Origin of the sequence: Nocardia australiensis (assembly GCF_020733705.1) — a bacterium.
Lineage (GTDB): Bacteria > Actinomycetota > Actinomycetes > Mycobacteriales > Mycobacteriaceae > Nocardia > Nocardia australiensis.
In genome coordinates this window covers 61752-83092 of sequence record NZ_JAJFZM010000009.1, presented here as the reverse complement: position 1 = coordinate 83092, position 21341 = coordinate 61752, and the positions used below count along the sequence as shown (strand labels likewise).

21 protein-coding genes are annotated in these 21341 nt (G+C 66.3%); 9 read left to right on the top strand and 12 right to left on the bottom strand.

The features are described 5' to 3' along the window. Positions 1-70: 70 nt before the first annotated feature. Both LKE06_RS26405 and LKE06_RS26400 read left to right on the top strand, forming a co-directional pair. The gene (locus LKE06_RS26405) at positions 71-1297 is read left to right on the top strand and encodes an acetoin utilization protein AcuC (RefSeq protein WP_228002066.1); all 1227 of its coding nucleotides are present in this window, start codon (positions 71-73) and stop codon (positions 1295-1297) included. Continuing rightward, the gene (locus tag LKE06_RS26400; protein WP_228002065.1) at positions 1290-4049 is read left to right on the top strand and encodes a bifunctional acetate--CoA ligase family protein/GNAT family N-acetyltransferase; all 2760 of its coding nucleotides are present in this window, start codon (positions 1290-1292) and stop codon (positions 4047-4049) included. Before LKE06_RS26405 ends, LKE06_RS26400 begins: the two co-directional genes overlap by 8 nt. Positions 4050-4512: 463 nt before the next feature. Here LKE06_RS26400 and LKE06_RS26395 read toward each other — a convergent pair whose 3' ends face one another. From LKE06_RS26395 to LKE06_RS26385, 3 genes are all read right to left on the bottom strand, one after another. Continuing rightward, entirely contained in the window at positions 4513-5481 is a 969-nt protein-coding gene (locus tag LKE06_RS26395; protein ID WP_228002064.1) for a sigma-70 family RNA polymerase sigma factor, read from the bottom strand. A 184-nt stretch (positions 5482-5665) separates the two neighbouring features. Further along, complete coding sequence (locus tag LKE06_RS26390) at positions 5666-7180, bottom strand: DUF7782 domain-containing protein (protein ID WP_228002063.1); 1515 nt, start codon at positions 7178-7180, stop codon at positions 5666-5668. Between the two features lie 81 nt (positions 7181-7261). Then, complete coding sequence (locus LKE06_RS26385) at positions 7262-8002, bottom strand: VOC family protein (RefSeq protein WP_228002062.1); 741 nt, start codon at positions 8000-8002, stop codon at positions 7262-7264. Between the two features lie 174 nt (positions 8003-8176). Between LKE06_RS26385 and LKE06_RS26380 the strand changes: the two genes are divergently transcribed. Then, positions 8177-9460, top strand: coding sequence for an MFS transporter (locus LKE06_RS26380; protein ID WP_228002061.1), 1284 nt, complete (start codon positions 8177-8179; stop codon positions 9458-9460). 7 nt (positions 9461-9467) lie between these two features. Here the strand turns inward: LKE06_RS26380 and LKE06_RS26375 are convergent, their stop codons facing one another. Next, positions 9468-9821 (bottom strand): DUF3099 domain-containing protein, encoded by a 354-nt coding sequence (locus LKE06_RS26375; protein WP_228002102.1) that lies wholly within the window; start codon positions 9819-9821, stop codon positions 9468-9470. 147 nt (positions 9822-9968) lie between these two features. Here LKE06_RS26375 and LKE06_RS26370 point away from each other — a divergent pair, with 147 nt between their 5' ends. After that, positions 9969-10202 (top strand): DUF3039 domain-containing protein, encoded by a 234-nt coding sequence (locus LKE06_RS26370; RefSeq protein WP_228002060.1) that lies wholly within the window; start codon positions 9969-9971, stop codon positions 10200-10202. Here the strand turns inward: LKE06_RS26370 and LKE06_RS26365 are convergent. After that, positions 10178-11251: a YihY/virulence factor BrkB family protein gene (locus LKE06_RS26365; protein ID WP_228002101.1), complete on the bottom strand. Its 1074-nt coding sequence runs from the start codon at positions 11249-11251 to the stop codon at positions 10178-10180. The two genes, LKE06_RS26370 and LKE06_RS26365, sit on opposite strands and share 25 nt — an antisense overlap. Positions 11252-11489: 238 nt before the next feature. Here LKE06_RS26365 and LKE06_RS26360 point away from each other — a divergent pair, with 238 nt between their 5' ends. Continuing rightward, complete coding sequence (locus LKE06_RS26360) at positions 11490-13262, top strand: DEAD/DEAH box helicase (RefSeq protein WP_504788206.1); 1773 nt, start codon at positions 11490-11492, stop codon at positions 13260-13262. Positions 13263-13322: 60 nt separating this feature from the next. Then, the gene (locus tag LKE06_RS26355; RefSeq protein ID WP_228002059.1) at positions 13323-13517 is read left to right on the top strand and encodes a hypothetical protein; all 195 of its coding nucleotides are present in this window, start codon (positions 13323-13325) and stop codon (positions 13515-13517) included. Between the two features lie 16 nt (positions 13518-13533). Here the strand turns inward: LKE06_RS26355 and LKE06_RS26350 are convergent, their stop codons facing one another. Beyond that, entirely contained in the window at positions 13534-14154 is a 621-nt protein-coding gene (locus LKE06_RS26350; RefSeq protein ID WP_228002058.1) for a TetR/AcrR family transcriptional regulator, read from the bottom strand. 106 nt (positions 14155-14260) lie between these two features. Here LKE06_RS26350 and LKE06_RS26345 point away from each other — a divergent pair, with 106 nt between their 5' ends. Then, complete coding sequence (locus LKE06_RS26345) at positions 14261-15001, top strand: SDR family NAD(P)-dependent oxidoreductase (RefSeq protein ID WP_228002057.1); 741 nt, start codon at positions 14261-14263, stop codon at positions 14999-15001. Here LKE06_RS26345 and LKE06_RS26340 read toward each other — a convergent pair whose 3' ends face one another. Genes LKE06_RS26340 through LKE06_RS26330 form a run of 3 tightly spaced genes read right to left on the bottom strand, consistent with a single transcriptional unit; the run spans position 15002 to position 17518 of the window. Continuing rightward, positions 15002-15196 (bottom strand): hypothetical protein, encoded by a 195-nt coding sequence (locus LKE06_RS26340; protein ID WP_228002056.1) that lies wholly within the window; start codon positions 15194-15196, stop codon positions 15002-15004. A 19-nt stretch (positions 15197-15215) separates the two neighbouring features. Beyond that, complete coding sequence (locus LKE06_RS26335; RefSeq protein WP_228002055.1) at positions 15216-15782, bottom strand: hypothetical protein; 567 nt, start codon at positions 15780-15782, stop codon at positions 15216-15218. Next, the gene (locus LKE06_RS26330; protein ID WP_228002054.1) at positions 15782-17518 is read right to left on the bottom strand and encodes a DEAD/DEAH box helicase; all 1737 of its coding nucleotides are present in this window, start codon (positions 17516-17518) and stop codon (positions 15782-15784) included. The genes LKE06_RS26335 and LKE06_RS26330 overlap by 1 nt, the downstream gene beginning before the upstream one ends. Positions 17519-17686: 168 nt before the next feature. On the opposite strand from LKE06_RS26330, the gene LKE06_RS26325 reads away from it, so the two are divergent. Beyond that, positions 17687-18397, top strand: a complete 711-nt coding sequence (locus tag LKE06_RS26325) for a TetR/AcrR family transcriptional regulator C-terminal domain-containing protein (RefSeq protein WP_228002099.1) — start codon at positions 17687-17689, stop codon at positions 18395-18397. Positions 18398-18536: 139 nt separating this feature from the next. Here the strand turns inward: LKE06_RS26325 and LKE06_RS26320 are convergent, their stop codons facing one another. Further along, a complete protein-coding gene (locus tag LKE06_RS26320) occupies positions 18537-18731 on the bottom strand; it encodes a DUF7455 domain-containing protein (RefSeq protein WP_228002053.1) in 195 nt (64 codons plus the stop codon). 276 nt (positions 18732-19007) lie between these two features. Here LKE06_RS26320 and LKE06_RS26315 point away from each other — a divergent pair, with 276 nt between their 5' ends. After that, positions 19008-19364, top strand: a complete 357-nt coding sequence (locus tag LKE06_RS26315; RefSeq protein ID WP_372477432.1) for a DUF952 domain-containing protein — start codon at positions 19008-19010, stop codon at positions 19362-19364. Between the two features lie 6 nt (positions 19365-19370). On the opposite strand, the gene LKE06_RS26310 is transcribed toward LKE06_RS26315, so the two are convergent. Continuing rightward, positions 19371-20012, bottom strand: a complete 642-nt coding sequence (locus LKE06_RS26310) for a response regulator (protein WP_228002051.1) — start codon at positions 20010-20012, stop codon at positions 19371-19373. Further along, positions 20012-21280 (bottom strand): sensor histidine kinase, encoded by a 1269-nt coding sequence (locus tag LKE06_RS26305; RefSeq protein ID WP_228002050.1) that lies wholly within the window; start codon positions 21278-21280, stop codon positions 20012-20014. Before LKE06_RS26305 ends, LKE06_RS26310 begins: the two co-directional genes overlap by 1 nt. Between the last annotated feature and the right edge of the window lie 61 nt (positions 21281-21341).

Here is a 21341-nt window from a genome sequence, read left to right as displayed (position 1 = left end):
AGCTTCCCGTACCGCCCATCCCTACCGTCAGACACCGACAAACGGAGCGAAACGCTCTAGCGTGGCAACCATGGCCACAGCTACCGGAACCGTTGTCTGGACCGACCGGTTCCTCGACTATGTTTGGACGCCTCAGCATCCAATGAAACCGGCGCGCCTGAAATTCACCATGGCACTGGCCGAAAGCCTCGGACTACTCGACGGTGTCGAGCGGTTGGAGTCGGCGCAGGCCGGGATGCCGGATCTGTTGCGCATCCATACCTCCGACTACATCGAGGCGGTCCAGCACGCCGAGGCGCCTGTGGGTTCGCCGCTGGATCCACCCTACGGCCTCGGCTCGATTGACAACCCGGTGTTCCCTCGGATGCATCAGGCGGCCTCGGCGATCGTCGGCGGCACCCTGGCCGCCGCCCGCGAGATTGCTGAGGGCCGCACCAAGCGGGCGGTCAGCATCGGCGGAGGCATGCACCACGCGATGGCCGATTCGGCGGCGGGGTTCTGTATCTACAACGATCCGGCGGTGGCCATCTCCTGGCTGCTCGATCACGGCTTCGACCGGATCGCCTACATCGACGTGGATGTGCATCATGGCGACGGGGTGCAGCGGGCCTTCTACGCCGACCCGCGGGTGCTGACCATCTCGATCCACCAGCATCCGGCAACGCTGTGGCCCAATACCGGGTGGCCGGAGGAGACTGGTCACGGTCCGGCGGTGGGGACCGCGATCAACCTGGCGCTGCTGCCCGGTACCCGAGATGCCCAGTGGCTGCGTGGTTTCCATGCGGTGGTGCCAAGTGCGATCGAGGCGTTCGGTCCGCAGATCATCGTCAGTCAGTGCGGTGTCGATACCCATCGGGAGGATCCGCTCGCGGAACTCGAGCTCACCGTCGATGGTCAGCGCGCGGCCTTCCGCGCCATGCGTGAGCTCGCCGATCGGCACGCCGAAGGCCGCTGGCTGGCGGTCGGGGGCGGCGGATACGGCGTGTTTCGGGTGGTACCCCGGGCGTGGACGCACCTGTTGGCCACAGCGCTGGACCGGACCATAGAGCCGGACACCGTTGTGCCACAGGGGTGGATCGATCAGGTGCGTGCCGCCGCACCCGCGGTAGACCCGCCTCGCACCATGGGCGACGGCGGCGATATCGCCTACCAGCCGTGGGACGGTCCCGGCGGCACCGGGACAACCGGGGACGCACGCACCGACCGTGCCCAACGTGCCGTCGACACCGCCGTACTCGCCACCCGCCGGGCTACCTTCGGGCTGCTCGGATTGGATCCGGAGGACCCCCGTGACTGAGAATCCACCCGTCCCGGATGCCCCCGGCCCTCCAGCGGTTCCGCCGCAGCAGCATTGGTTCGCCGATGTGCTCGCGTCCGACGGTGGTGTGGTGCGGTTGCGGCCCATCACGCCCGATGACGCCGACCGGCTCCAGGAATTTCACACGTCGCTGTCCGACCGCAGCCGCTATCTGCGCTATTTCGGCCCCTACCCCCGTATTTCACCCAAGGACATGTACCGCTCCACCCACGTCGACCATCACGATCGGGTCGGGCTGCTGCTGGTTCTCGGTGACGCGATCATCGCAGTCGGTCGCTACGAACTGCTGGCCGATCGCAACGGTCCGCGCGCGGCGGAGGTCGCGTTCGTGGTGGCCGACGAACATCAGGGCCGTGGGCTCGGGTCGATTCTGCTCGAGCATCTGGCCGGTGCGGCCGCCGAGAACGATATCGAGACGTTCGTCGCGGAGGTGTTGGCTGAGAACACCGTGATGGTCACCGTTTTCCGTGACGCGGGTTATCAGATCGAACGCAGCAGGGACGGTTCGGTGCTGCATTTGGAATTCGCTATCGACCCCACCGAAGCCCTACTGGCGGTGCGGGATTCGCGCGAGCGGGCTTCCGAGGCGCGCAGTGTCGGCAATTTGCTCGCGCCGAGGTCGGTTGCCGTTATCGGTGCGACCCCGGATGCGGGGCGGGTGGGCGGCCTGGTGCTGGCGAATCTGCTGTCGGGGGTGTTCCAGGGGCCCGTATTCCCGGTCAACCCGAATCGGAAATCCGTGCGTGGAGTACGCGCCTATCCGACGGTTCGCGATATTCCCGATGAGGTGGACCTCGCTGTGGTCGCGGTGCCCGCCGACGCTATCGGATCGGTCCTCGATGACTGTATGGCCAAGGGCGTCAAGGGTTTGGTCGTACTGACAGCGGGCTTCGCGGAGACCGGCGGCGATGGCGTCGCCGCGGAAAGGGAATTGGTCGCCGCCGCGCGTGGACACGGTATGCGGGTGGTCGGGCCGAGCGCGCTCGGTGTTGCCAACACCGATCCGGAGATCTCACTCAACGCCACCCTGGCTTCGGTGTTGCCCGGGCGTGGGCACATCGGATTCTTCTGCCAGTCCGGGCCGCTGGGCGCGGCGATCCTGGGTGAGGCCGCGGCACGAAACCTGGGATTGTCGACCTTCGTGGCGGCGGGCAATCGTGCCGACCTTTCCGGCAACGACCTATTGCAGTACTGGGACACCGATCCGGCCACGGATGTGATCCTGCTGTATTTGGAGAGTTTCGGAAATCCGCGCAAGTTCTCCCGGATCGCACGGCGGGTGGCGCGGACCAAACCGATCGTCGCGGTGAGCAGCGGCCGGCTCGCGGCGCGGGCCCAGCCGACCGGCGATATGGACCGATCCATCGTGCGGGACCTGTTCGCACAGGCCGGAATCGTGCAGGTCGACTCGATCTCGGAGTTATTCGACTGTGCGGCACTGCTCGGCTATCAGCCGCTGCCCGAAGGGCCGAGGGTGGCGGTGATCGGCAACAGCGCGGCCTTGAACTGGCTCGCTGTGGACGCCGCGCGAGGCGAGGGACTCGAGGTGCGGCGGCCGGTGCTCGAGCCGTCCGAACGTGCTCGCCGTCCACGTCCTACCGAGCGGGTAGTAGACGAGGATTCGGTTGGCGACGTGGATCTCGGCCCGGAAGCGATGCCGGGGGCTTATCTGGACGCGGTGGTCACGGCGTTGCAGTCGGACGAGATCGATGCGGTGATCGTGGTTTTCGCACCACCGGTGCCGCTGCCGATGGCAGAGTTCGCCGACGCCATCCGCTCCGCCGCGCTCGCGGTGCCCGATGCCGGGAAACCGATTCTCACCACTTTCGTTGCTGAGCAAGGGATTCCGAGCCTGCTGGCGATGCGTGGTCCGGGCAGTATGGCGGTGCGCGGCTCGATACCGTCCTATCCGGACCCGGAACGAGCGGCGCGAGCGCTGGCCCGAGTGCGCCGGTACGCGCAGTGGCGCACGAAACCGGTGTCGGTGGTCAGGCGGCCCGACGGCATCGACACCGAACGGGCCAGGGGACTGGTGACGCGGTGGATGGCCGACTCCGGCGGGCGCAGGCTCACCGACGAGGAGACCACCACGCTGCTGGGGTGTTACGGCATTCACGTCGTCGCGTACCGGGCAGTGCACGATGCCGACGAGGCGGTCGCTGCCGCGACGGAACTCGGTTACCCGGTCGCGGCCAAAGCGACGGGAGATATCTGGCGGCGCAGGCCCGACCTCAGTGGCGTCCGGTTGGATCTGTGGCGCCCGGAGTCGGTCCGGCAGGCGTACGCTCATCTGGCGGAACTCAGTGGCGACCCCGTGCTGCACATTCAGAAGATGGCGACCCCCGGCGTCGGTTGTGTGCTGCGCGTGCAAGACGATCCGTCGTTCGGGTCGGTCATCGGATTCGGGCTGTCCGGTCCGATTATCGAGCTATTGGGTGACCGCGCCTATCGGGCGTTGCCACTGACCGAAGCCGAAGCCGCAGCGCTGATCGACGCACCCCGGGCCGCACCACTGTTGTCGGGTACCCCGGCCAGCCCACGCGTCGACAAGGTCGCCCTTGCCGAGCTGGCCCAACGTATTTCGGCCCTCTTTGACGATCTGCCAGAACTGCGTGAACTGTTCTTCGACCCGGTGCTCGCCTCCGCGGCCTCGGCGGAAATTCTCTACGCCCGGGCCCGCATCGGCCCGGAGCCGAGCCGGTTCGACGCAGGACCACGTCGGCTGGGCTGAACCGGTCGCGGTGTCGAAAATGATGCCAGTTCGCACGGTGCCCTGCGCACCCGGTTGCACCGGTTAATGAGAACGGGGTGTTCGAGGCGCTCGGCAGCGCGCCCGATATCGCCGGACTCGTCCGTCAGATCCCGCTCGACAATGCCGAACCCTCACGGATCGTCGCGGCAACGACAACTGTCCGAACCGAATCATGTTGGTGTGCACGTCTTCTCGCGGTCCGGATGGACATTGCGGCGACAGGTGATACCGGATAGTCCGAACAGCGAGAGGCGGTAAACCCGGCAGCGGTCGATTTCGTGACAAAACTGCGCCGACCGGTTCGTGCGACCCCGAGGGGCAGTCGCGCGGATACCGGTCGGCGTCTCATATTGGTGACCGTCACGGTCACCAACCGACCTCAGGACAGCGTTGATCAGCCCGAGGCGGATGGCTGTGCTGGGTTACCGGAACGAATAGGCGATCAGCTCGCGTAGGCGCGCAGGCGATCGGCCCGCTCACCCTTGCGCAGCTTCGACATGACCTCACGCTCGATCTGACGTACCCGCTCACGGGAGAGACCGAAGAGTTTGCCGATCTGGTCCAGGGTGCGCGGCTGGCCGTCGTCGAGGCCGAAGCGCAGCCGGATGACCTGTTGTTCACGCTCGTCCAAAGTGGCCAGCACGCTGCGCACATCGTGATGCAACAGTCCGGCGATCACGGCGGACTCGGCCGAGGTGGCCTCGGAGTCTTCGATGAAATCGCCGAGTGGAGCCTCTTCGTCGTTGCCGACCGGCATGTCCAGGCTTACCGGATCGCGGCTATGGTCGAGCAGATCGGCGATCTTCTCGACCGGAATGCCGGACTCGTTGGCGAGTTCGTCGTCGGTGGCCTCGCGGCCCAGCTGCTGATGCAATTCCCGCTTGATGCGCGCCAGCTTGTTGACCTGCTCGACCAGGTGCACAGGCAGGCGGATGGTGCGGCTTTGATCGGCCATGCCGCGGGTGATGGCCTGACGGATCCACCAGGTGGCGTAGGTGGAGAACTTGAAGCCCTTGGCGTAGTCGAACTTCTCCATCGCCCTGATCAGCCCGAGGTTGCCCTCCTGGATGAGGTCGAGCAGCGGCATGCCACGGCCGGTGTAACGCTTGGCGAGTGAGACGACGAGGCGGAGGTTGGCCTCGAGTAGATGCGCGCGAGCGCCCTGTCCCTCACGGACGATGATGGCCAGATCGCGCTTACGAGTGGCCGACAGCCGTTTGCCGGTCTCCAGCAGCTGCTGGGCGTAGAGACCCGCCTCGATGCGCTTGGCCAGCTCGACCTCGTCAGCGGCCGTGAGCAGCGCCGTGCGACCGATCCCATTCAGGTACACACGTACCAAGTCGGCTGCGGGGCTCTGGGCGTCGAGGTCGGAATCGCTGATGCGCACACGAGTGGTGGCGGGGCTTGTCATGACTTGCCTCCTGTCGGTGGTGTCTCATCCAGAACAACGGACCCGACATTGGGAAAGTTCCCCGCTACCGCTCGAATAAACCGCTCTGAACTGCGGTTTTCATCTCGATCGTCTGAGAACTTCCTGAGAAGCAAGCAGCGCGGGAACATCACCGTCGAGTACCACCGCCGACGTGCCTGCTGGACTACATCGGTCGAACCAATCCGTGGCGAACCAAACCGGCCACCACCGACAGTGCGTCGGCTGCGAACGTCGGCGTTACCTCGTCGGATCCGTAGGCAACTGCCAGCAGTTCTATTAACTCGTACAACGGCAGCCCGTCCGCGCGCATTCCCGCTACCAGTGCGATGGTGGACTCATCCACCTCGTGTTGCCAGCGCGGCCCGTCGCCACGATGCAGCCGCGCGACCCGCTGCGACCATCCGTCCGTGCCTGGTAGGAAGACACGTTCCAGCGCCGTTGCCGAATCCACCGCAAAACGCGCTGACCATGCGAGGTTTTCGTCATCGGCGACCGCGCGCAACCAGGCGGAACGCTCGAAGTAGCCGGTCGCCTCGGCGCCGAGTGGATCGTCGAACCCATGGGTGAGGTCCTCGGCAAGCAGCTCCGTCGGACCGTCGATATCACGCAGATAGACGAACCCGAACCCGATGCCATCGACATCTGCTGCGGTGAATGCGTCGAGCCACTGTTCGGCGCGGGCCTGGACGGCGGGATCGCGCGGATCCAATCCCGCATCGCGCAGCCAGGTGCCGACATAGAGGGCGGGGTCGGCGACGTCACGCTGCACCACCCAGGCATCGACGCCGTACTCGGGCAGCCACGACGACACTCGCTGGCGCCAGTCCTCGCCGTCGACGTGCACCCATGCCGCCAGCATGGCGGCGGTCCCGCCCGGCGCGAGCAGCCCGGGTGCCTGAGAGATCACCAATTCGCTGGCCCCGTCGAGGGCGAGACCGGAGTCGCGGTAGGTGTGTTCGACACGGGCTGGTCCGACCACGAATGGCGGGTTGGCCACCAGCTGGTCGAAACGGCGCCCGGCCACCGGCTCGAACCAGGAACCTTCCACCAGCTCGATATCCAGTCCGTTGAGCACCGCTGTGGCTTCGGCCAGCCACAGCGCGCGGGGGTTCACATCGGTGGCGGTCACCCGATCCGAGTAGGCCGCGGCATGCACGGCTTGCACGCCGCAGCCAGTGCCGAGATCGAGTACCGAACCGGCCCGACGGGTGGGTGTCGCTCGCAGCAGCGACAGCGAGGCGTGCCCCACTCCCAGCACATGCTCTTCGGTCAGCGTGCGTCGACGCATCGAGTCGTCGAGATCCGACAGGATCCATCGATTCCCCGCTCCGGCGTCGAGTGGGCGCAGATCCAGCACGGCGCGCACGAGATCACCATCGCGATCGAGCAGGCCCGCGGCCACCGCCTGCTCGATATCCACCGGAGCCAGTGCCGCGCGCACCTCGTGCTCCGGTAGCGGATCACCCAGCAACAACAACCGGATCACGGTGCCGAGCTCGCCAGCCTGACGGGCGGCCCTGCGCACCGGTACCGGCTCCGAACGACCCAGCGCCGCGTGCACGTCCTCGCCGAGCACCGCCAAGAGCGTGTCCGCGTCGTATCCGACGCGCGTCAACGCGGTCCGCAGATCCGGGCACAACGCGGTGAGCAGCGATCCGGTCTTCTGGTGTGTAGGCACATCGGTACTCTGCCACCGCGACCGCCGCCACCATCCGGCACACCCCGGGGCTCGACATGTCATTCGCCGGTTCGCGGTGGGTCAGATTCCGTTCGGGTCGCGTGAGGTGACGCAGTAGGTGGCGTCCGCGGGATCGTTCATGACAATCCAGTGCTCGTGGCGCTCGATCGTGGTCGCGCCGAGGGATTCGTGCCAGGCGGCTGTCGCATCGATATCGGAGGACGACAGGTCGATATGAGCGCTGGTGGCGCGGTCTTCTCCGAGACGTTGCAGTAGGAATTGAACAGGCAGTGGCTCTTTCGGGCGCAGGCGGGAGAATTCTGGTAACCGGCCTTGTTCCAGATCCCACCCGGTCAGCGTGGTCCAGAACTCCGATTCGACGGCATGGTCGGCGGCGCCGATATCCAGGCACACCTGGTCGAGACAGCTGAGCGTGCTGTCGGGCGCGCAGGTCGGTGGTGCGGGCCTGCCCTTGGCGCGGCCGCTGGGCGTGAAGCAGAATGCCTGGCCCGATGGCGAGCGCAGCACGGCGTAGTCGGAATGGTTCGCGACCAGCTCGGCGCCGAGATCGAGGGCGATGCGCACGGCGGTGGCGATGTCGTCGACATCCAGGTCGATGTGTACGCCGCCGAGACCGGTGACGGCCTGCATTTTCACTCCGGCCGCGGCGAACAGCGCGGGATCCGGTAGCAGCGTCAGGAATTCGTCCTTCTCGCCACGACGAGGGGACAATTCGGTGCCGGTGATCGCCGACCAGAATGCGGCACACTCGTCGAAACGCTGTGCCGGTCGGTCGAGGAAGGCCCACGCCCACCGAATCATGTTGCTTCCCTTCTTTCGGCGCTGGCCCCACCCGTCGAATTCCCCCGCCACACAGTATGGGTCGGCCGCGGCACTGTCGAGGCAGTAACGAATACCGCGCGGATGACACGATCTTGTCGGTTTATGGCGTTCCAGCCACTCGATCACCCGATCCGATTCCGGCAGGCTCAGCGGGTGACTGAACTGCGGACGCCCTCCTCGGGGACTACCGATTCTGTGAGACAGGTGCGGCTGCATCCGGCCTGGATCGTCGCGGGGGTCGGGTTCATCGCCTTGCTCGGCGCCGCCGCGTTCCGGTCGGTGCCGAGTGTGCTGATGGATCCGTTGCATGAGGAGTTCGGTTGGTCGCACGGCACCGTTGGCGCCGCCGTGTCCCTGAATTTGCTGCTGTACGGCCTGATTTCGCCCTTCGCGGCCGCGCTGATGGACCGCTTCGGCATCCGCACGGTCGTGGCGGGCGCGCTGTTGCTCGTCGCGGCGGGCAGTGGCCTGACGGTGTTCATGACCCAACCCTGGCATCTGGTGATGACCTGGGGTCTGCTGGTCGGCGTCGGCGTGGGTTCGATGTCGATGCCGTTTGTCGCGACCATCACCGGACGGTGGTTCGTGCGCAATCGGGGCCTGGTCACCGGGGTGCTGACCGCCGCGGGCGCCACGGGACAGCTGATCTTCCTGCCGGTGGTGTCCGCGCTCGCCCATGAGCATGGCTGGCGGTTGCCGTCGCTGATAGTCGCGGGTGTCGCGCTCGCCGTTGTGCCGCTGGTGCTGCTGTTCATCCGCGACTTTCCCAGTGACGTCGGCGTTAGCGCGTACGGCGCCGAACCGGGCAGCCGGATCGGCGTCCGCACGCCTGCCGTCGGCGGCGCTACCCGGGCGCTGACTGTATTGGCCACCGTCGCGCGCAGGCCCGGATTCTGGCTGCTGGCAGGCGGATTCGCGGTCTGCGGAGCGTCGACGAACGGCCTGGTCGGCACCCATTTCGTGAGCGCGGCCCATGACCACGGAATGCCGCCGACCGCCGCCGCGGGGCTGCTGGCCCTGGTCGGGATCTTCGATGTCGCGGGGACCGTCGCATCAGGCTGGTTCACCGACCGGGTCGATCCCCGCTACCTACTGGTCGCGTATTACACCCTGCGCGGCCTTTCCCTGCTGATCCTGCCGTCGCTGTTCGCGCCACACACTCAGCCGAGCATGTGGGTATTTATTATTTTCTACGGCCTGGACTGGATCGCAACCGTTCCGCCGACGGTGGCGCTGTGTCGCGAACTATTCGGAGCCGACGCTCCCGTCGCGTTCGGTTGGGTATTCGCCTCGCACCAAATCGGTTCCGCTGTCGCCGCGACCGGTGCCGGTGTCATCCGCGACATGCAGGGCAGCTATAACCTCGCCTGGTACATCGCGGGCGCACTGTGCGGGATCGCGGCATTGATGTCCGCGGTCATCCGCCGCGGCCAATGAGCGCGGATCAAGCTCCGTCGATGGACTTGCGGGGGTGGGATTCGATGGCGGTGCGGGGCTGATCCCACCGGCTCGGTTCGTCTTTGCGTCGCGGCGGGCGGTCGTTGGCGATGAGGACGGCGATCCAGGGCAACGGGATGGAGGCGGCGATGATGAGGATCGAGACCAGGGCGCTGCCGAAGGTGCTATAGGCGATCGCGGCCAGGATCAGGCAGGGGATGCGAAAGGCCATGATGATCGTGTACCGCCGGACGCGGGCGCGATGTTGATCATCCAGTGACGGTGCCGCCTCGGTGATCAGCACTGGGTGTTTGTCATCACTTCCGGGAAAATATCCGGTGGAGTGTACGGGGGTCGGCATTGTGACGTCCGGGCGATCACCTGTACCGATGTCGTCGGCGCCGGGAGTGTCGCCGTCGTTCTGCATACCCCGAGTCTTCCACTCCCGACGACCCGATGCACATGTGGTGGTCAGTCGCTCGCGCGCGGATGCGGCATCATGGAATGCGTGAGTACCGACACTCTGGTTCGTCCGGACACGACTACCGACGAGACGACGGACGACGACACCCCGAAGTTCTTCCATTATGTGAAGAAGAACAAGATCGCCGAGAGCGCCGTCATGGGCACCCACGTGGTCGCACTGTGCGGCGAGGTCTTTCCGGTGACCCGTTCGGCCAAGCCCGGCTCGCCGGTGTGCCCGGAATGCAAGAAGGTCTACGACGGGCTGCGCAAGGAATGACCTGATAGCGGCGAGCGTGGCCGATCCGCGATCGGTGTGTCCTTCGCTGTGACCGGTCCCGAGTCCGGCTCGGGTCCGGTCATTGTCGTGCGTGTGGCATCAATGGGCGGGGCATCCTCGGTGCCGTCGCCGCGCACCTGATTGGTCAACCACTCCTTGACCAGGTCGATCCGGGTGCTGCGGGCAGGCCAGAACTCCTGGACCGTCGCATTGAACTCGGCGCCGAGGATCACCGCGAACCCGAGGAAGAATGTGAACAGCAGGAACGCGATCGGGGTCGCGAGCGCGCCGTAGCTGACGCCGGTCTCGGTCACCCACGCCAGATAGCGGCGCAGCAGTTCGCTGGCTGTCATGAAGAACACGCCCGCGACCAGTGCCCCGCCGAACAGTCGGTGCCACGGTAGCGATCGGTGTAGTGCGAGCTTGTAGAGCGTGGTGAGTCCGATGATCAGCAATAGCCCCACGCCCGGGTAGTAGAACGAGTCGATCAGCCGGAGCCCGGGTTCGCGCCACGCCTCCGGTAGCGCGCGTCCGATGAGGGTGGGCCCCAAGGCGATCAGCGGCAGGATGAACACCGCCGCGATCAAGAACAGCACATAAAGCAGCAGCGCGAAGATGCGCTGCCAGATCGGATGGCGTGCGTCCTGCTGGCCGTGCGCCTCTACGATGGAATCGACGAAGGTGGCCATTGCCGAGGATCCGGCCCACAGCGACAGCACGAAACCTACCGATACGAACGCCGCGCGTCCGCGTCCGAGCACGTCGTTGACGGTTGGCTCGATCAGGTCGGACACCACGGTCGGGCTGAACAGGTCCCGGCTGAACGCGACGATCTTTTGCTCGACGATCTCCACGGTGTCGGGGCCGAACCACTCCCCGACGTATCCGAGGCTGCCGAGCACTCCCAGCAGCAGCGGTGCCAGCGACATCGTCTGCCAGAACGCCGCCGCCGCCGATTTCGCGAATATCGAGTCCGTCCATGCCTTCACCGCGACACGCACCACGAGTCTTCCCGTCTGCCGGCCGGTGCGTGCCAGCCGCGCGGCCATTCGCCGGGTGCGGGGTGCCCGCGAGGGTGCCGCGCTGCCACCGCTGTGATTCGGCGTGGGCGTGTCGCCCGGTGGGGCACTGTCGTCGGTCATGGTGACTACAGCATCGCGCACAAGTTGCTCGGGCACGGGTTTGGCTATGGAACGTGTCGGCGGGCAGTGGGTAAACATGTGATGCCGGTCGCCCCGGCCGCGTCGGTTTGGCGACATGCCATGGCGGGCCAGTAGGGTCTACTGCGTGACTGGGTCGGGCGCCGCTGTGGCGGGAGAAGCGGAAACGCCGGACGATTCGATAGCGTCGAGCACCGCGGTCGCGGCGGCGCCATTGCGCGCGTGGCAGCGCAGAGCATTGACGAAGTATCTGACCAGCAAACCGCGGGACTTTCTCGCGGTGGCCACGCCGGGTGCGGGTAAGACCACCTTCGCACTGCGGGTCGCTGCCGAGTTGCTGGCAGACCGCACTGTCGACCAGATCACCGTTGTCGCACCGACCGAGCATTTGAAGCATCAATGGGCGCAGGCCGCGAATCGGGTCGGCATCGCACTGGATTCGCGGTTTTCCAATGCCACCGGTGGTACGTCCGGGGACTATCACGGCGTTGTCGTCACCTATGCGCAGGTCGCCTCGCATCCGTCGCGGCACCGCGTCCGCACCGAAAACCGCAAGACGCTGGTGATTCTCGATGAGATCCACCACGCGGGCGATGCCAAAACCTGGGGCGACGCGACCGCCGAAGCCTACGGGGACGCGACCCGCAGGCTGGCGCTGACCGGAACTCCGTTCCGAAGCGACGACAGCCAAATCCCCTTCGTCACTTACGAGCCCGACGAGGGCGGATTCCCGCGCTCGCGCGCCGACCACGCTTACGGTTACGCCGAGGCGCTCGCCGACGGCGTTGTCCGGCCGGTGGTGTTCCTCGCGTATTCCGGTGAGGCGCACTGGCGCGACAGCGCGGGCGAGGAGTATTCCGCCCGGCTGGGGGAGCCGCTGAGCGCCGAGCACACCGCGCGTGCCTGGCGTACCGCGCTCGACCCGGCGGGCGACTGGATTTCCGCGGTGCTGCGTGCGGCAGATACTCGCCTGCGTCAGAAGCGTGCGTCCGGCATGCCCGACGCGGGTGGACTGGTGATCGCCACCGATCAGGAACGTGCCCGCGATTACGCCGAACTGCTGGAACACATCTCGGGCGAGAGACCCGCGGTGGTGCTGTCCGACGACCCTGATTCCTCGAAGCGGATCGCTCAGTTCAGCACCGGAACGCAGGCGTGGATGGTCGCGGTGCGCATGGTTTCCGAGGGCGTCGACGTGCCGCGCCTCGCCGTCGGCGTTTACGCGACCAGCGCCTCGACACCGCTGTATTTCGCCCAGGCCATCGGCCGATTCGTGCGCGCGCGCCAGCCCGGTGAAACCGCGAGCGTGTTCCTGCCCTCGGTGCCGGTGCTCCTGGATCTGGCAGCGCAGCTGGAACTGCAGCGCGATCACGTCATCGGCAAACCGCATCGGGAGAAGGATGGTCTCGACGACGAGCTGCTGATAGACGCGAACAAGCAGAAGGACGAGCCCGGCGAGGACGAGAAACCGTTCGTGGCGCTGGCCGCCGACGCCGAGCTCGACCAGGTGATCTACGACGGATCTTCTTTCGGTACAGCGACTTTCACCGGCAGCGCCGAGGAGGCCGATTACCTGGGCATTCCCGGCTTGCTAGATGCCGAGCAGATGCGCGCACTGCTGCGCGAGCGTCAGACCCGCCAGATTGCCGAGCGGGGGGACTCCGCGACGCCCGAGCCCGCACCGCAGGTTGCCAGTGCGGCCGAGCGCGTGGCGACCGCCGACCGTCTCGGCGAGCTGCGTCGCGAGTTGAACAGCCTGGTCGCCATGCACCATCACCGCACCGGCAAACCGCACGGTGTCATCCATGGCGAGCTGCGCCGTGAATGCGGTGGTCCGCCAACGGCGTTGGCGAGTTCTGATCAACTCGGCGAACGTATTGCCGCGCTACGCCGGAAGTAGTCAGGCGCGGTGTCACGGAACTATCGGCCCCTGCCCGACGGTCGCATCCCCCTGTGGGTGATGCTGACCGTCGCGGACGCGGCGTACGCGGTGACGCCATGGCATCGCGCCGACCGCCCGATGCGCTTGTCCGCCAGTAACATTGCCGATGACTGCGATATCTCGGTGGCGGCTGTCATCGGCCAGGAATTCACGGCGATCGGCAATGCGGACGGGCTGCACGATTTTCGTCTCATGCACGATCCACGCGATTAGTTCGGGGGCCACCGGGTCATCGACGCGTTGGCGGCGTGGTCTCCGTCGCGGGCCAGACCCTCATCGCGCAGTCGATCGACAGTGACAGCTCCGCCAGCGACGCGCCGTCGCGCGCCTGAATGGACAGGCCGTACAACACCGTCGTGTAGAAACCCGCCAGTGCGGCGGTGTCGGTGGCGGCGGGGAGATCCCCCTCGGTGACACCGCGATCGAGCCGCTCGCGAATGTCCAACGTTGTCTCGCGGCGCTTTTCGATGAGGAAGTCGCGGATACTCTCGCTGCGCGTTGTGTACGTCGTGCCCGCGAGCACCACCATGCAGCCATGCGGTTTGTCCGCGACTGTGTAGGCAATCGCGTTGTCACGCAGCATCGCTTCGATGCCGGCGCGGGCGGTCGGTTCCTCGCGGAGGGCGCGCTGGGTGTAACCGCCGTCGGTCTCGCCATACAGCGAGATGGCCTCACGAAAGAGTGCTTCCTTGCCCCCGAATGCCGCGTAGAGGCTCGGCGAGTTGATTCCCATCGCGGCGGTCAGATCACTCATCGATGAGCCCTCGTAGCCGTGCTCCCAGAACACCTCCATGGCCCGCCGCAGCGCGTGCGTGCGGTCGAAGGCGCGGGGGCGTCCGCGTTCGGCCATCACGATTTCCTTTCTGTGTCGATCGTCAAATATACCCCTTGACTCGGGCGGCGGGCGTGCGCTTAGCTATTTATGTATTGATTGACACAGAATATGAGGAGTAACGATGTCGAACCTGACGGGAAAGGTCGCGTTGGTGACCGGCGGTAGCCGGGGGATCGGGGCGTCGATTGCGCGAGCGCTGGCCGCGGCGGGCGCGGACGTGGCGCTGACCTATCGAAGTGCCGACGTATCAGCGAAATCCGTTGTCGCGCAGATCGAGGCGTTGGGTCGCCGTGCGCTCGCGATTGCGGCCGACAGCGCCGACGCCGGCGCGGTCAAGGCCGCGGTCGATCGGGCCGCGGCCGAATTGGGCGGGCTCGACGTACTGGTGAACAACGCGGGCATCTTCCCGGCCAAGCCATTCGAAGAGTTCACCGTGGACGAGATCGACCTCGCGTTGAACATCCATGCGCGGGCCGCGTTTGTCGGCGCGCAGGCCGCGGTCGCGCATATGACCGATGGCGGACGCATCATCAGCATCGGCACCAACCTGTCCGAACACGCACCCTTCGGCGGCCTGGCGCTCTACAACCTCAGCAAGTCCGCACTCAATGGATTCACCAAAGCCCTTGCGCGTGAACTCGGTCCACGCAATATCACGGTGAACCTGGTCCAGCCCGGTTCGACCGATACCGATATGAACCCGGCCGACGGCGATCACGCCGCATTTCAGCGCGAAGTGTCCGCGCTCGGCCGTTTCGGGACGACCGAAGACATCGCCGCTACCGTGGCCTTCCTCGCCGGTGAGACCGGCCGCGCCATCACGGGCGCGTTCTTCACCGTGGACGGCGGTGCGAACTCCTGATCATCCGGCGAAGTAGCGTCCGGGAGATACGCCGACCGCCCGCCGGAATGTCGCGAGGTACGTGCTCGGGGTGCCGTATCCGACCCGGCCGGCAATCGGTGCGATCGGCAGACCCGCGGCAAGGTAGGACAGCGCCAACGTCGAGCCGGACCTGAGTTCGCCACTATCGCAACCGGTTCGCAATGCACTCGTCACGGTCTTCGCTGACGGCGATTTACCCTTGCCGGTCTGTCGGGACGGTGTCGAAGTAGGTCGCCGGGTCGAGTGCATTGATCGGCACCCAGCGTGGTGGCTCGATCGCCGTGCTCGAATCCTCCAGGGCCGCCTGGAAATACCCCTGGAGTTCGAGGGCTAGGCGGGGGTTCTCGTCGACGCGTCTGGCGATGTCGTAACAGGCCGCCAGCACGTGCAGGCAACGGGCGGAGCGGGCCGAGCAGGAACAGTCGGTGCTTGCCAGGGCCGGTGCGGGGCCGCTGCCCGCCGTGACGAGCGCGCGGTGCATCTCATCGGTGAGGACCGCCGGGGCTCCGATCACCGCGGAGATGGCGGTCACCGCCGCACGTGGCAGCGGCGCCACCTCGATATGGCTGACCGAGGCTCGACCGCCCCGATGGATCGCCGCGCGCACGATGCGTCCCTCGATGGTGGCCTGTACGGCATTGTTGCGGGCGATAGTGCGGGCACGGGGCAGCAGCGGCTCGGGCCGGGTTTGGCTCAGCGGCTCGGCGAGTCGCACCCAATCCATTCCCCAGGCGGTGTAGCCGAATTCATTGTCCGCCATCAGTTCTCCCGCTTGCGTCGAAGGATCTCGACGAGCTGGTCGTCGTCGAGCTTGGCGAGTGCGGCGATACCGGCTGAATCGCCGAGATCCGAGAGCGCGGACTTACGATCGTGCATGCCCGCGATGTGTTCCTCGACTGTGGTGCCGGAGGTGAGAGTGGTGATGGTGACCGTTCGGGTCTGGCCGATGCGATGCACCCGGTCCGACGCTTGGGCCTCCACGGCAGGATTCCACCAGCGGTCGAAGTGAATGACATCGGCGGCGCGGGTGAGTGTCAGGCCGGTACCCGCCGCGCGCAGGCTCAGCACCAGCACAGGCGGTCCCTGCTCGGTCTGGAACCCGGATACGATCGCGGCTCGCTCGGATTGGTTCAGCCCGCCGTGGAAGAACGGCGCCGTCACTCCGAATTGTTCGGACAAGTGCCGTACCAGCAGCTCGCCTGTCCGTCGATATTGCGTGAATATCAGTGTCGGATTACCGGTTTCGAGGTTGTTGGCCAGAATGTCGGTGCACAGGTCGAGCTTTCCGGAGCGACCCGCGAGCTCACCGAGTTCGCCCGTGATCAGGCCGGGGTGATTGCACACCTGTTTGAGCGCTGTCAACGCCGCGAGTACCCGGGTCTGTCGCTGTCCGCCGTGGCCGAATCCGTCGTCGATGGCCTGGTCGAGCAGCTGGTCGTAGAGCTTTTCCTGCTCCACTGTCAGGTCGCACAGTAGGTCGCTATGGATCTTCGCGGGCAGTGCCGCCGCAACCTGAGACTTCTTACGCGCCAGCACCACCGGTTCGATCGCATCGCGCAGCCGAGCGGCCGCCGCGGCCGAACCCTCATGGATCGGGCGGACGAACCGGCGCCGGAATTGCGTGCGGTGTCCGAACAAATGCGGTGCGACCAGGTTCAGTAGCGAAAACAATTCATCGAGGTGGTTCTCCACCGGTGTACCGGTCAGTGCGACACGCGCGTCGACGGTCAAGGCGCGCGCGGCCTTGGCGAGTTGGGTGCGCGGATTCTTCAATGCCTGTGCCTCGTCGAAAACCGCTGTCGCCCAGGTTCGCTCGTTCAGCGCCGAACCGTGCAGCCGCAGCGTCGGATAGCCGGCGATTACAACGGTGCCTGCCTCGGTGCCGAGTTCGCCACCACGCCACACAACCGGGCGCAGGCCGGGCGCGAACCGGTTGATTTCGTGCGCCCAGTTACCGACCAGAGAGGTGGGGCAGACGACCAGTTGTGTTCCTGCCGCCCGTCCGAGCAGGAACCCGATGGTCTGCACGGTCTTGCCGAGGCCCATCTCATCGGCCAACACCGCGCCGCCGTGCGCGTCGACGGTCTCGTGTAGCCAGCCGACCCCGCGCGCCTGATACGGCCGTAGCTCCGCTTTGAGCGTGGAGCGTAGTTCCGCGGCGATAGAACGCGTTTCGTGCAGCACACGCAAGACCCGCTCGGGGGAGACGATCGACGCGCCCACCGCGTCGGGTACGGCGTGCGCGGCAATCGGCAGCCGGGCGGTGATCGGCGCGTCGCCGACCTCCCGCAGTGCGGTACGCCAGGCAACGATCGACGGCGACGCGTCATCGATGGCGATACCGAGCAGTTCCTCCGGATCGATCAGCGCGCAATCGACGTCGGTGATCTCGATGGCGCCGTGCTCGCCGGTCGGCACCGCGAGCGGCAGGGTCTCGTGATCGCCGTCCGGTGCGCGCCCGGTGGTATGCCCGCTCCATGTCCAGAGCGCGAACATGTGCCGATCGGGCAGATATGTGGCCTGTGTGCTTGGCAGAGCAAACCCCTAGATCGTCGTATGGTGTATGGAGTAACGTGACAACGTACACCGTACTGGATTTATTCCGATTTTATTCCGAGGAGGCTCGTGCCCGACCCGAACAGCCCCGAGCAGGTGAAACAGCTGATGGATCTGCTATGGCGGCACTCGGTGCCGCAACGTGGGCGTGGGCGCGGACCCAAACAGACGGTTAGCGTCGACGCCGTGGTCGCCACCGCGGTCGCACTCGCCGACCGTGATGGGTACGCCAAGGTCTCCATCCGCACGGTCGCCGCCGAACTGGGCTTGAAACCGATGAGCCTCTACACCTACGTTCCGAGCAAAGACGCGCTCGCTGTGCTCATGGTCGATGCGGTGGCTGAGCAGGACACGCCGATCCCCGCCGACCTGCCCGTGCGGGGGCGCATGGCCGCCGTCGCCAGGCTCGTGCGTGCCGAGCTGATCGACCATCCATGGCTACTGGACGTACCGCCGTGGCGCCTTGTCCTCGGCCCGGGGCGAATGCGCCGTTACGAGCGGCAATTGGCCGCGATAGCCGGGATCGGCCTCACGGATGTGGAGATGGATCGGGTGGTCGCCGTGTTGTCGGAATTCGCGACGGGCAACGCCCGCATGGCGATCGCCGCTACTCTCAGCGCCACCGCGCTCACGGACGTGCAGTGGTGGGAGCGGCACGGGCCGCTGCTGTCGCAGCTCATGCCGGTGACGAAGTTCCCACTGTCCGCACGGGTCGGAGCGGCGGCGGGTGAGCATTATCAGGCTCCGGCCGACCCGGACGGCACCTTCGAATTCGGGCTTGCCCGCCTGCTCGACGGCATCCTTGGCGACCGAGCGTAGTACGAGCGCCTCGCTCAGCAGGCGACAAGCGTTGCTCCGGCAGGAACGCCGATAGCGGGCGACTTGTCAGTCGCCCGCTATCGGTTCACGCGATGTTCTGTTGTTCGATGCTGTTGTGTCGGGACGCGAAAGGGGAGGGTTAGCTGGCGGGGGCCGATGCCGTGTCGATCACGGCTTCGAGCTCACGCAGTCGATCCATGTGTTCATTCGCGTGGTGCTGGCAGAAGAGCAACTCGCCACCTGCGGGCAGTACGGCACGCACTCGTGCAGCCGCCCCGCAGCGGTCGCAACGATCGACCGCAGTCAGTGGGGTGCTTGTCAGGGTTCCTGGCATGACTCCTCCGTCCTGGCTCCCGGCACTACAGTCCGTTCACCTGGTGTGGGGCCCGTGGTCACTCCGCGGGCTCGCAACCGCTACTTCCCAGCAGTGGTATGACTACTCTGTCAGACGTTCGGGACGGGGGCATTGTTCCCGGAAGTGATTCTGTGTGTTTTCAATAACACGACCTGGGATTTCGCTAACGGCGAACATCCCCGGCCACGCATCGAACCGCACTGGACCACGATCACGAACAGGCCTATCCAGTTGTCTACCGGGAGATTACCCGTGATCCATGACACTCACACGCTCGTTCACATTTGCACGTTGTCGCAGTGGCTGACCACGCGGCAAACCGGCGAGCACCGTCCAGCGTCGCTGACGGAGGTCGGTTTCATCCATTTGTCCACGCCACAGCAGGCGCACCTACCCGCGAACCGCCTGTTCACCGGGCGCCGCGACCTGGTGCTGCTGCGCATCGATCCGGCGCGAGTCGGCGCGCCGGTGAAATGGGAGCCCGGCGTACCGACCGACCCGGAATCCATGCTCTTCCCACATCTCTACGGCCCGCTGCCCGCAGGCGCGGTCACCGCGGTGACCGCGTATCTGCCCGACGAGGACGGTACTTTCGCACCGCTGGATCGCTGAGCCGAGCTAGCCGTCCCTGGCCTCGCGGGCCAGGATCGCGGCCTGAACCCGGGACCGCACACCGAGTTTGGTGAAAACCCGCGATACGTGTGTCTTCACGGTCGTCTCACCGATGAACAGGCGGGCGGCGATCTGCGCGTTGGACAGGCCGTCGCCGAGACAGTCGAGCACCTCGCGTTCCCGGTCGGTGAGGTCGGCGAATGCGACGGGCGCGGGTTCGTTCGCCGCGCTGGTGGCGGCGAACGCGTTGATTACCGCAGCGGTGACCTCCGGCGCCAGCACACCGTCCCCGGCGGCAACCGCGCGCACTGCCTCCACCAACGCCTGCCCCGATACGGACTTCAACACGAATCCCGACGCGCCCGCCCGCAGTGTGCGGAAGACGTACTCGTCCAGATCGAAGGTGGTGAGGATGAGCACGCTGGCCAGGCCGTCGGCGGTGATCCGGCCGGTGGCGGTGATCCCGTCGACGCCGGGCATCCGCACGTCCATCAGCACCACATCCGGGCGCAGTGCTTTCGCCTGTGCCACAGCGATATCGCCGTCGGCGGCCTCGCCGACCACTTCGATGCCGTCGGAGGTTTCGAGGATCATTCGCAATCCGGCCCGGATCGCGCCGTGGTCGTCGGCGATCAGTACTCGAATCATCATGACCCTCCTGTGGCCGACAGTGGCAGTCGCGCGTGCACTTCCCAGCAGTCCGCACCCGGTCCGGCGGCGAAACTTCCGCCGAGGGCCGCGGCGCGTTCGCGCATATTCACCAGCCCGCGATGCCGGACGTCCGGGTCGCCGTCGAGCCGATTGTGTTCGCTCGCGACGGAATTGGTGCCCGGCTCGGCCGCGGTTTCGGGAACCGGGTGCTCATGGCGAGTTCTGCTGACCGGGTTGCGGACCGATACCGCCAATGTTGTCGTGTGCGCGGACACCTCGATGTCTACCTGCTGTCCCGGCGCGTGCTTCATCGCATTGGTCAAAGCTTCCTGCACGATCCGGTATGCAGCCTGGTCGATGGCGCTGGGCAATTCGGTGCCGTCGAGGTCGGCGGCGACACGCACCGCGATCCCGGCCCCGCGAGCCGCGTCGACCAGCATCGGCAACTGTGCGAGCCGGCGCGGCGCGGCCGCGTCGTCCAGCTCACCGTCGTCGCGACGCAGCAATCCGATCATGGTTCGCATCTCCTGTAGTGCGCTGACGCTATTGGACCTGATCGAGCCGACGATTCCAGTTACCGCGGGATCGGTGGAGTCCTGCTTGGCCAGCACGCCGAGCACCGCCTCGGACTGGATGGCGATCGCCGAGAGGTGCCCGGCGATGACATCGTGCAGGTCGCGTGCCATCGTCTTGCGTTCGTCGGTGATCGCGGCCCGGCGGTCCAGCTCGGCGACGAGGGTGAGTGCTTGCGCGCGTGCGCGTTCGGCACCCGCGATCTCCTTGTGTGTACGCACCGACAAAGCCCACCAGATCGAGGTGCCGATGAACGCCGCGGCGGCGGTGATCGCCATCGCCAGTACGCGCCAGTCGCCGGTCAGCACCAGCGCGAGCAGCGCGACCATCGCCGAGACGCCCGCGCCTCCGATCACCACGAACCGGGACCCTCGAGGCGAGGAATACAGCACGGCGGCGTAGATCAGATCCGAATACATGATCCAGATCGGCACCGTGGCACCCAGCCACAGATCCAGGCCGAGCGGAACAAGCCCGGCGGCCAATGCCGACAGCGGCGTCCTACGGCGCAGCAACGAGACTGCGCACATGAGGATGAGCACGCCGAACCGCAGCACCAGTGACGGCTCCGCGCTACGGGCGGTCATCGGATAGAATCCGGCCAGGTAGAGCGCTGCGCCGAAGACGAACACAGCGACCACGACCAGCACATCCTGCGCCGTTGTCGGCAATGCCGACCAGTGCCTGCTCACATTCCCATCACAGCACATCAGAGCGTGCCCGCAGGTCCGTCGAAGTGATGAGCGCGGTTGC

Bases quoted from the DNA above. Each gene is read 5' to 3' on its own strand.
- LKE06_RS26385 (WP_228002062.1), bottom strand. From the start codon at position 8,002: ATGATTCGGTGGGCGTGGGCCTTCCTCGACCGACCGGCACAGCGTTTC.
- LKE06_RS26355 (WP_228002059.1), top strand. From the start codon at position 13,323: ATGCTGACCGTCGCGGACGCGGCGTACGCGGTGACGCCATGGCATCGC.
- LKE06_RS26405 (WP_228002066.1), top strand. From the start codon at position 71: ATGGCCACAGCTACCGGAACCGTTGTCTGGACCGACCGGTTCCTCGAC.
- LKE06_RS26320 (WP_228002053.1), bottom strand. From the start codon at position 18,731: ATGCCAGGAACCCTGACAAGCACCCCACTGACTGCGGTCGATCGTTGC.
- LKE06_RS26325 (WP_228002099.1), top strand. From the start codon at position 17,687: ATGGATCTGCTATGGCGGCACTCGGTGCCGCAACGTGGGCGTGGGCGC.
- LKE06_RS26330 (WP_228002054.1), bottom strand. From the start codon at position 17,518: ATGTTCGCGCTCTGGACATGGAGCGGGCATACCACCGGGCGCGCACCG.
- LKE06_RS26310 (WP_228002051.1), bottom strand. From the start codon at position 20,012: ATGATTCGAGTACTGATCGCCGACGACCACGGCGCGATCCGGGCCGGA.
- LKE06_RS26335 (WP_228002055.1), bottom strand. From the start codon at position 15,782: ATGGCGGACAATGAATTCGGCTACACCGCCTGGGGAATGGATTGGGTG.
- LKE06_RS26365 (WP_228002101.1), bottom strand. From the start codon at position 11,251: ATGGCCGCGCGGCTGGCACGCACCGGCCGGCAGACGGGAAGACTCGTG.
- LKE06_RS26350 (WP_228002058.1), bottom strand. From the start codon at position 14,154: ATGGCCGAACGCGGACGCCCCCGCGCCTTCGACCGCACGCACGCGCTG.
- LKE06_RS26395 (WP_228002064.1), bottom strand. From the start codon at position 5,481: ATGACAAGCCCCGCCACCACTCGTGTGCGCATCAGCGATTCCGACCTC.
- LKE06_RS26375 (WP_228002102.1), bottom strand. From the start codon at position 9,821: ATGCCGACCCCCGTACACTCCACCGGATATTTTCCCGGAAGTGATGAC.
- LKE06_RS26345 (WP_228002057.1), top strand. From the start codon at position 14,261: ATGTCGAACCTGACGGGAAAGGTCGCGTTGGTGACCGGCGGTAGCCGG.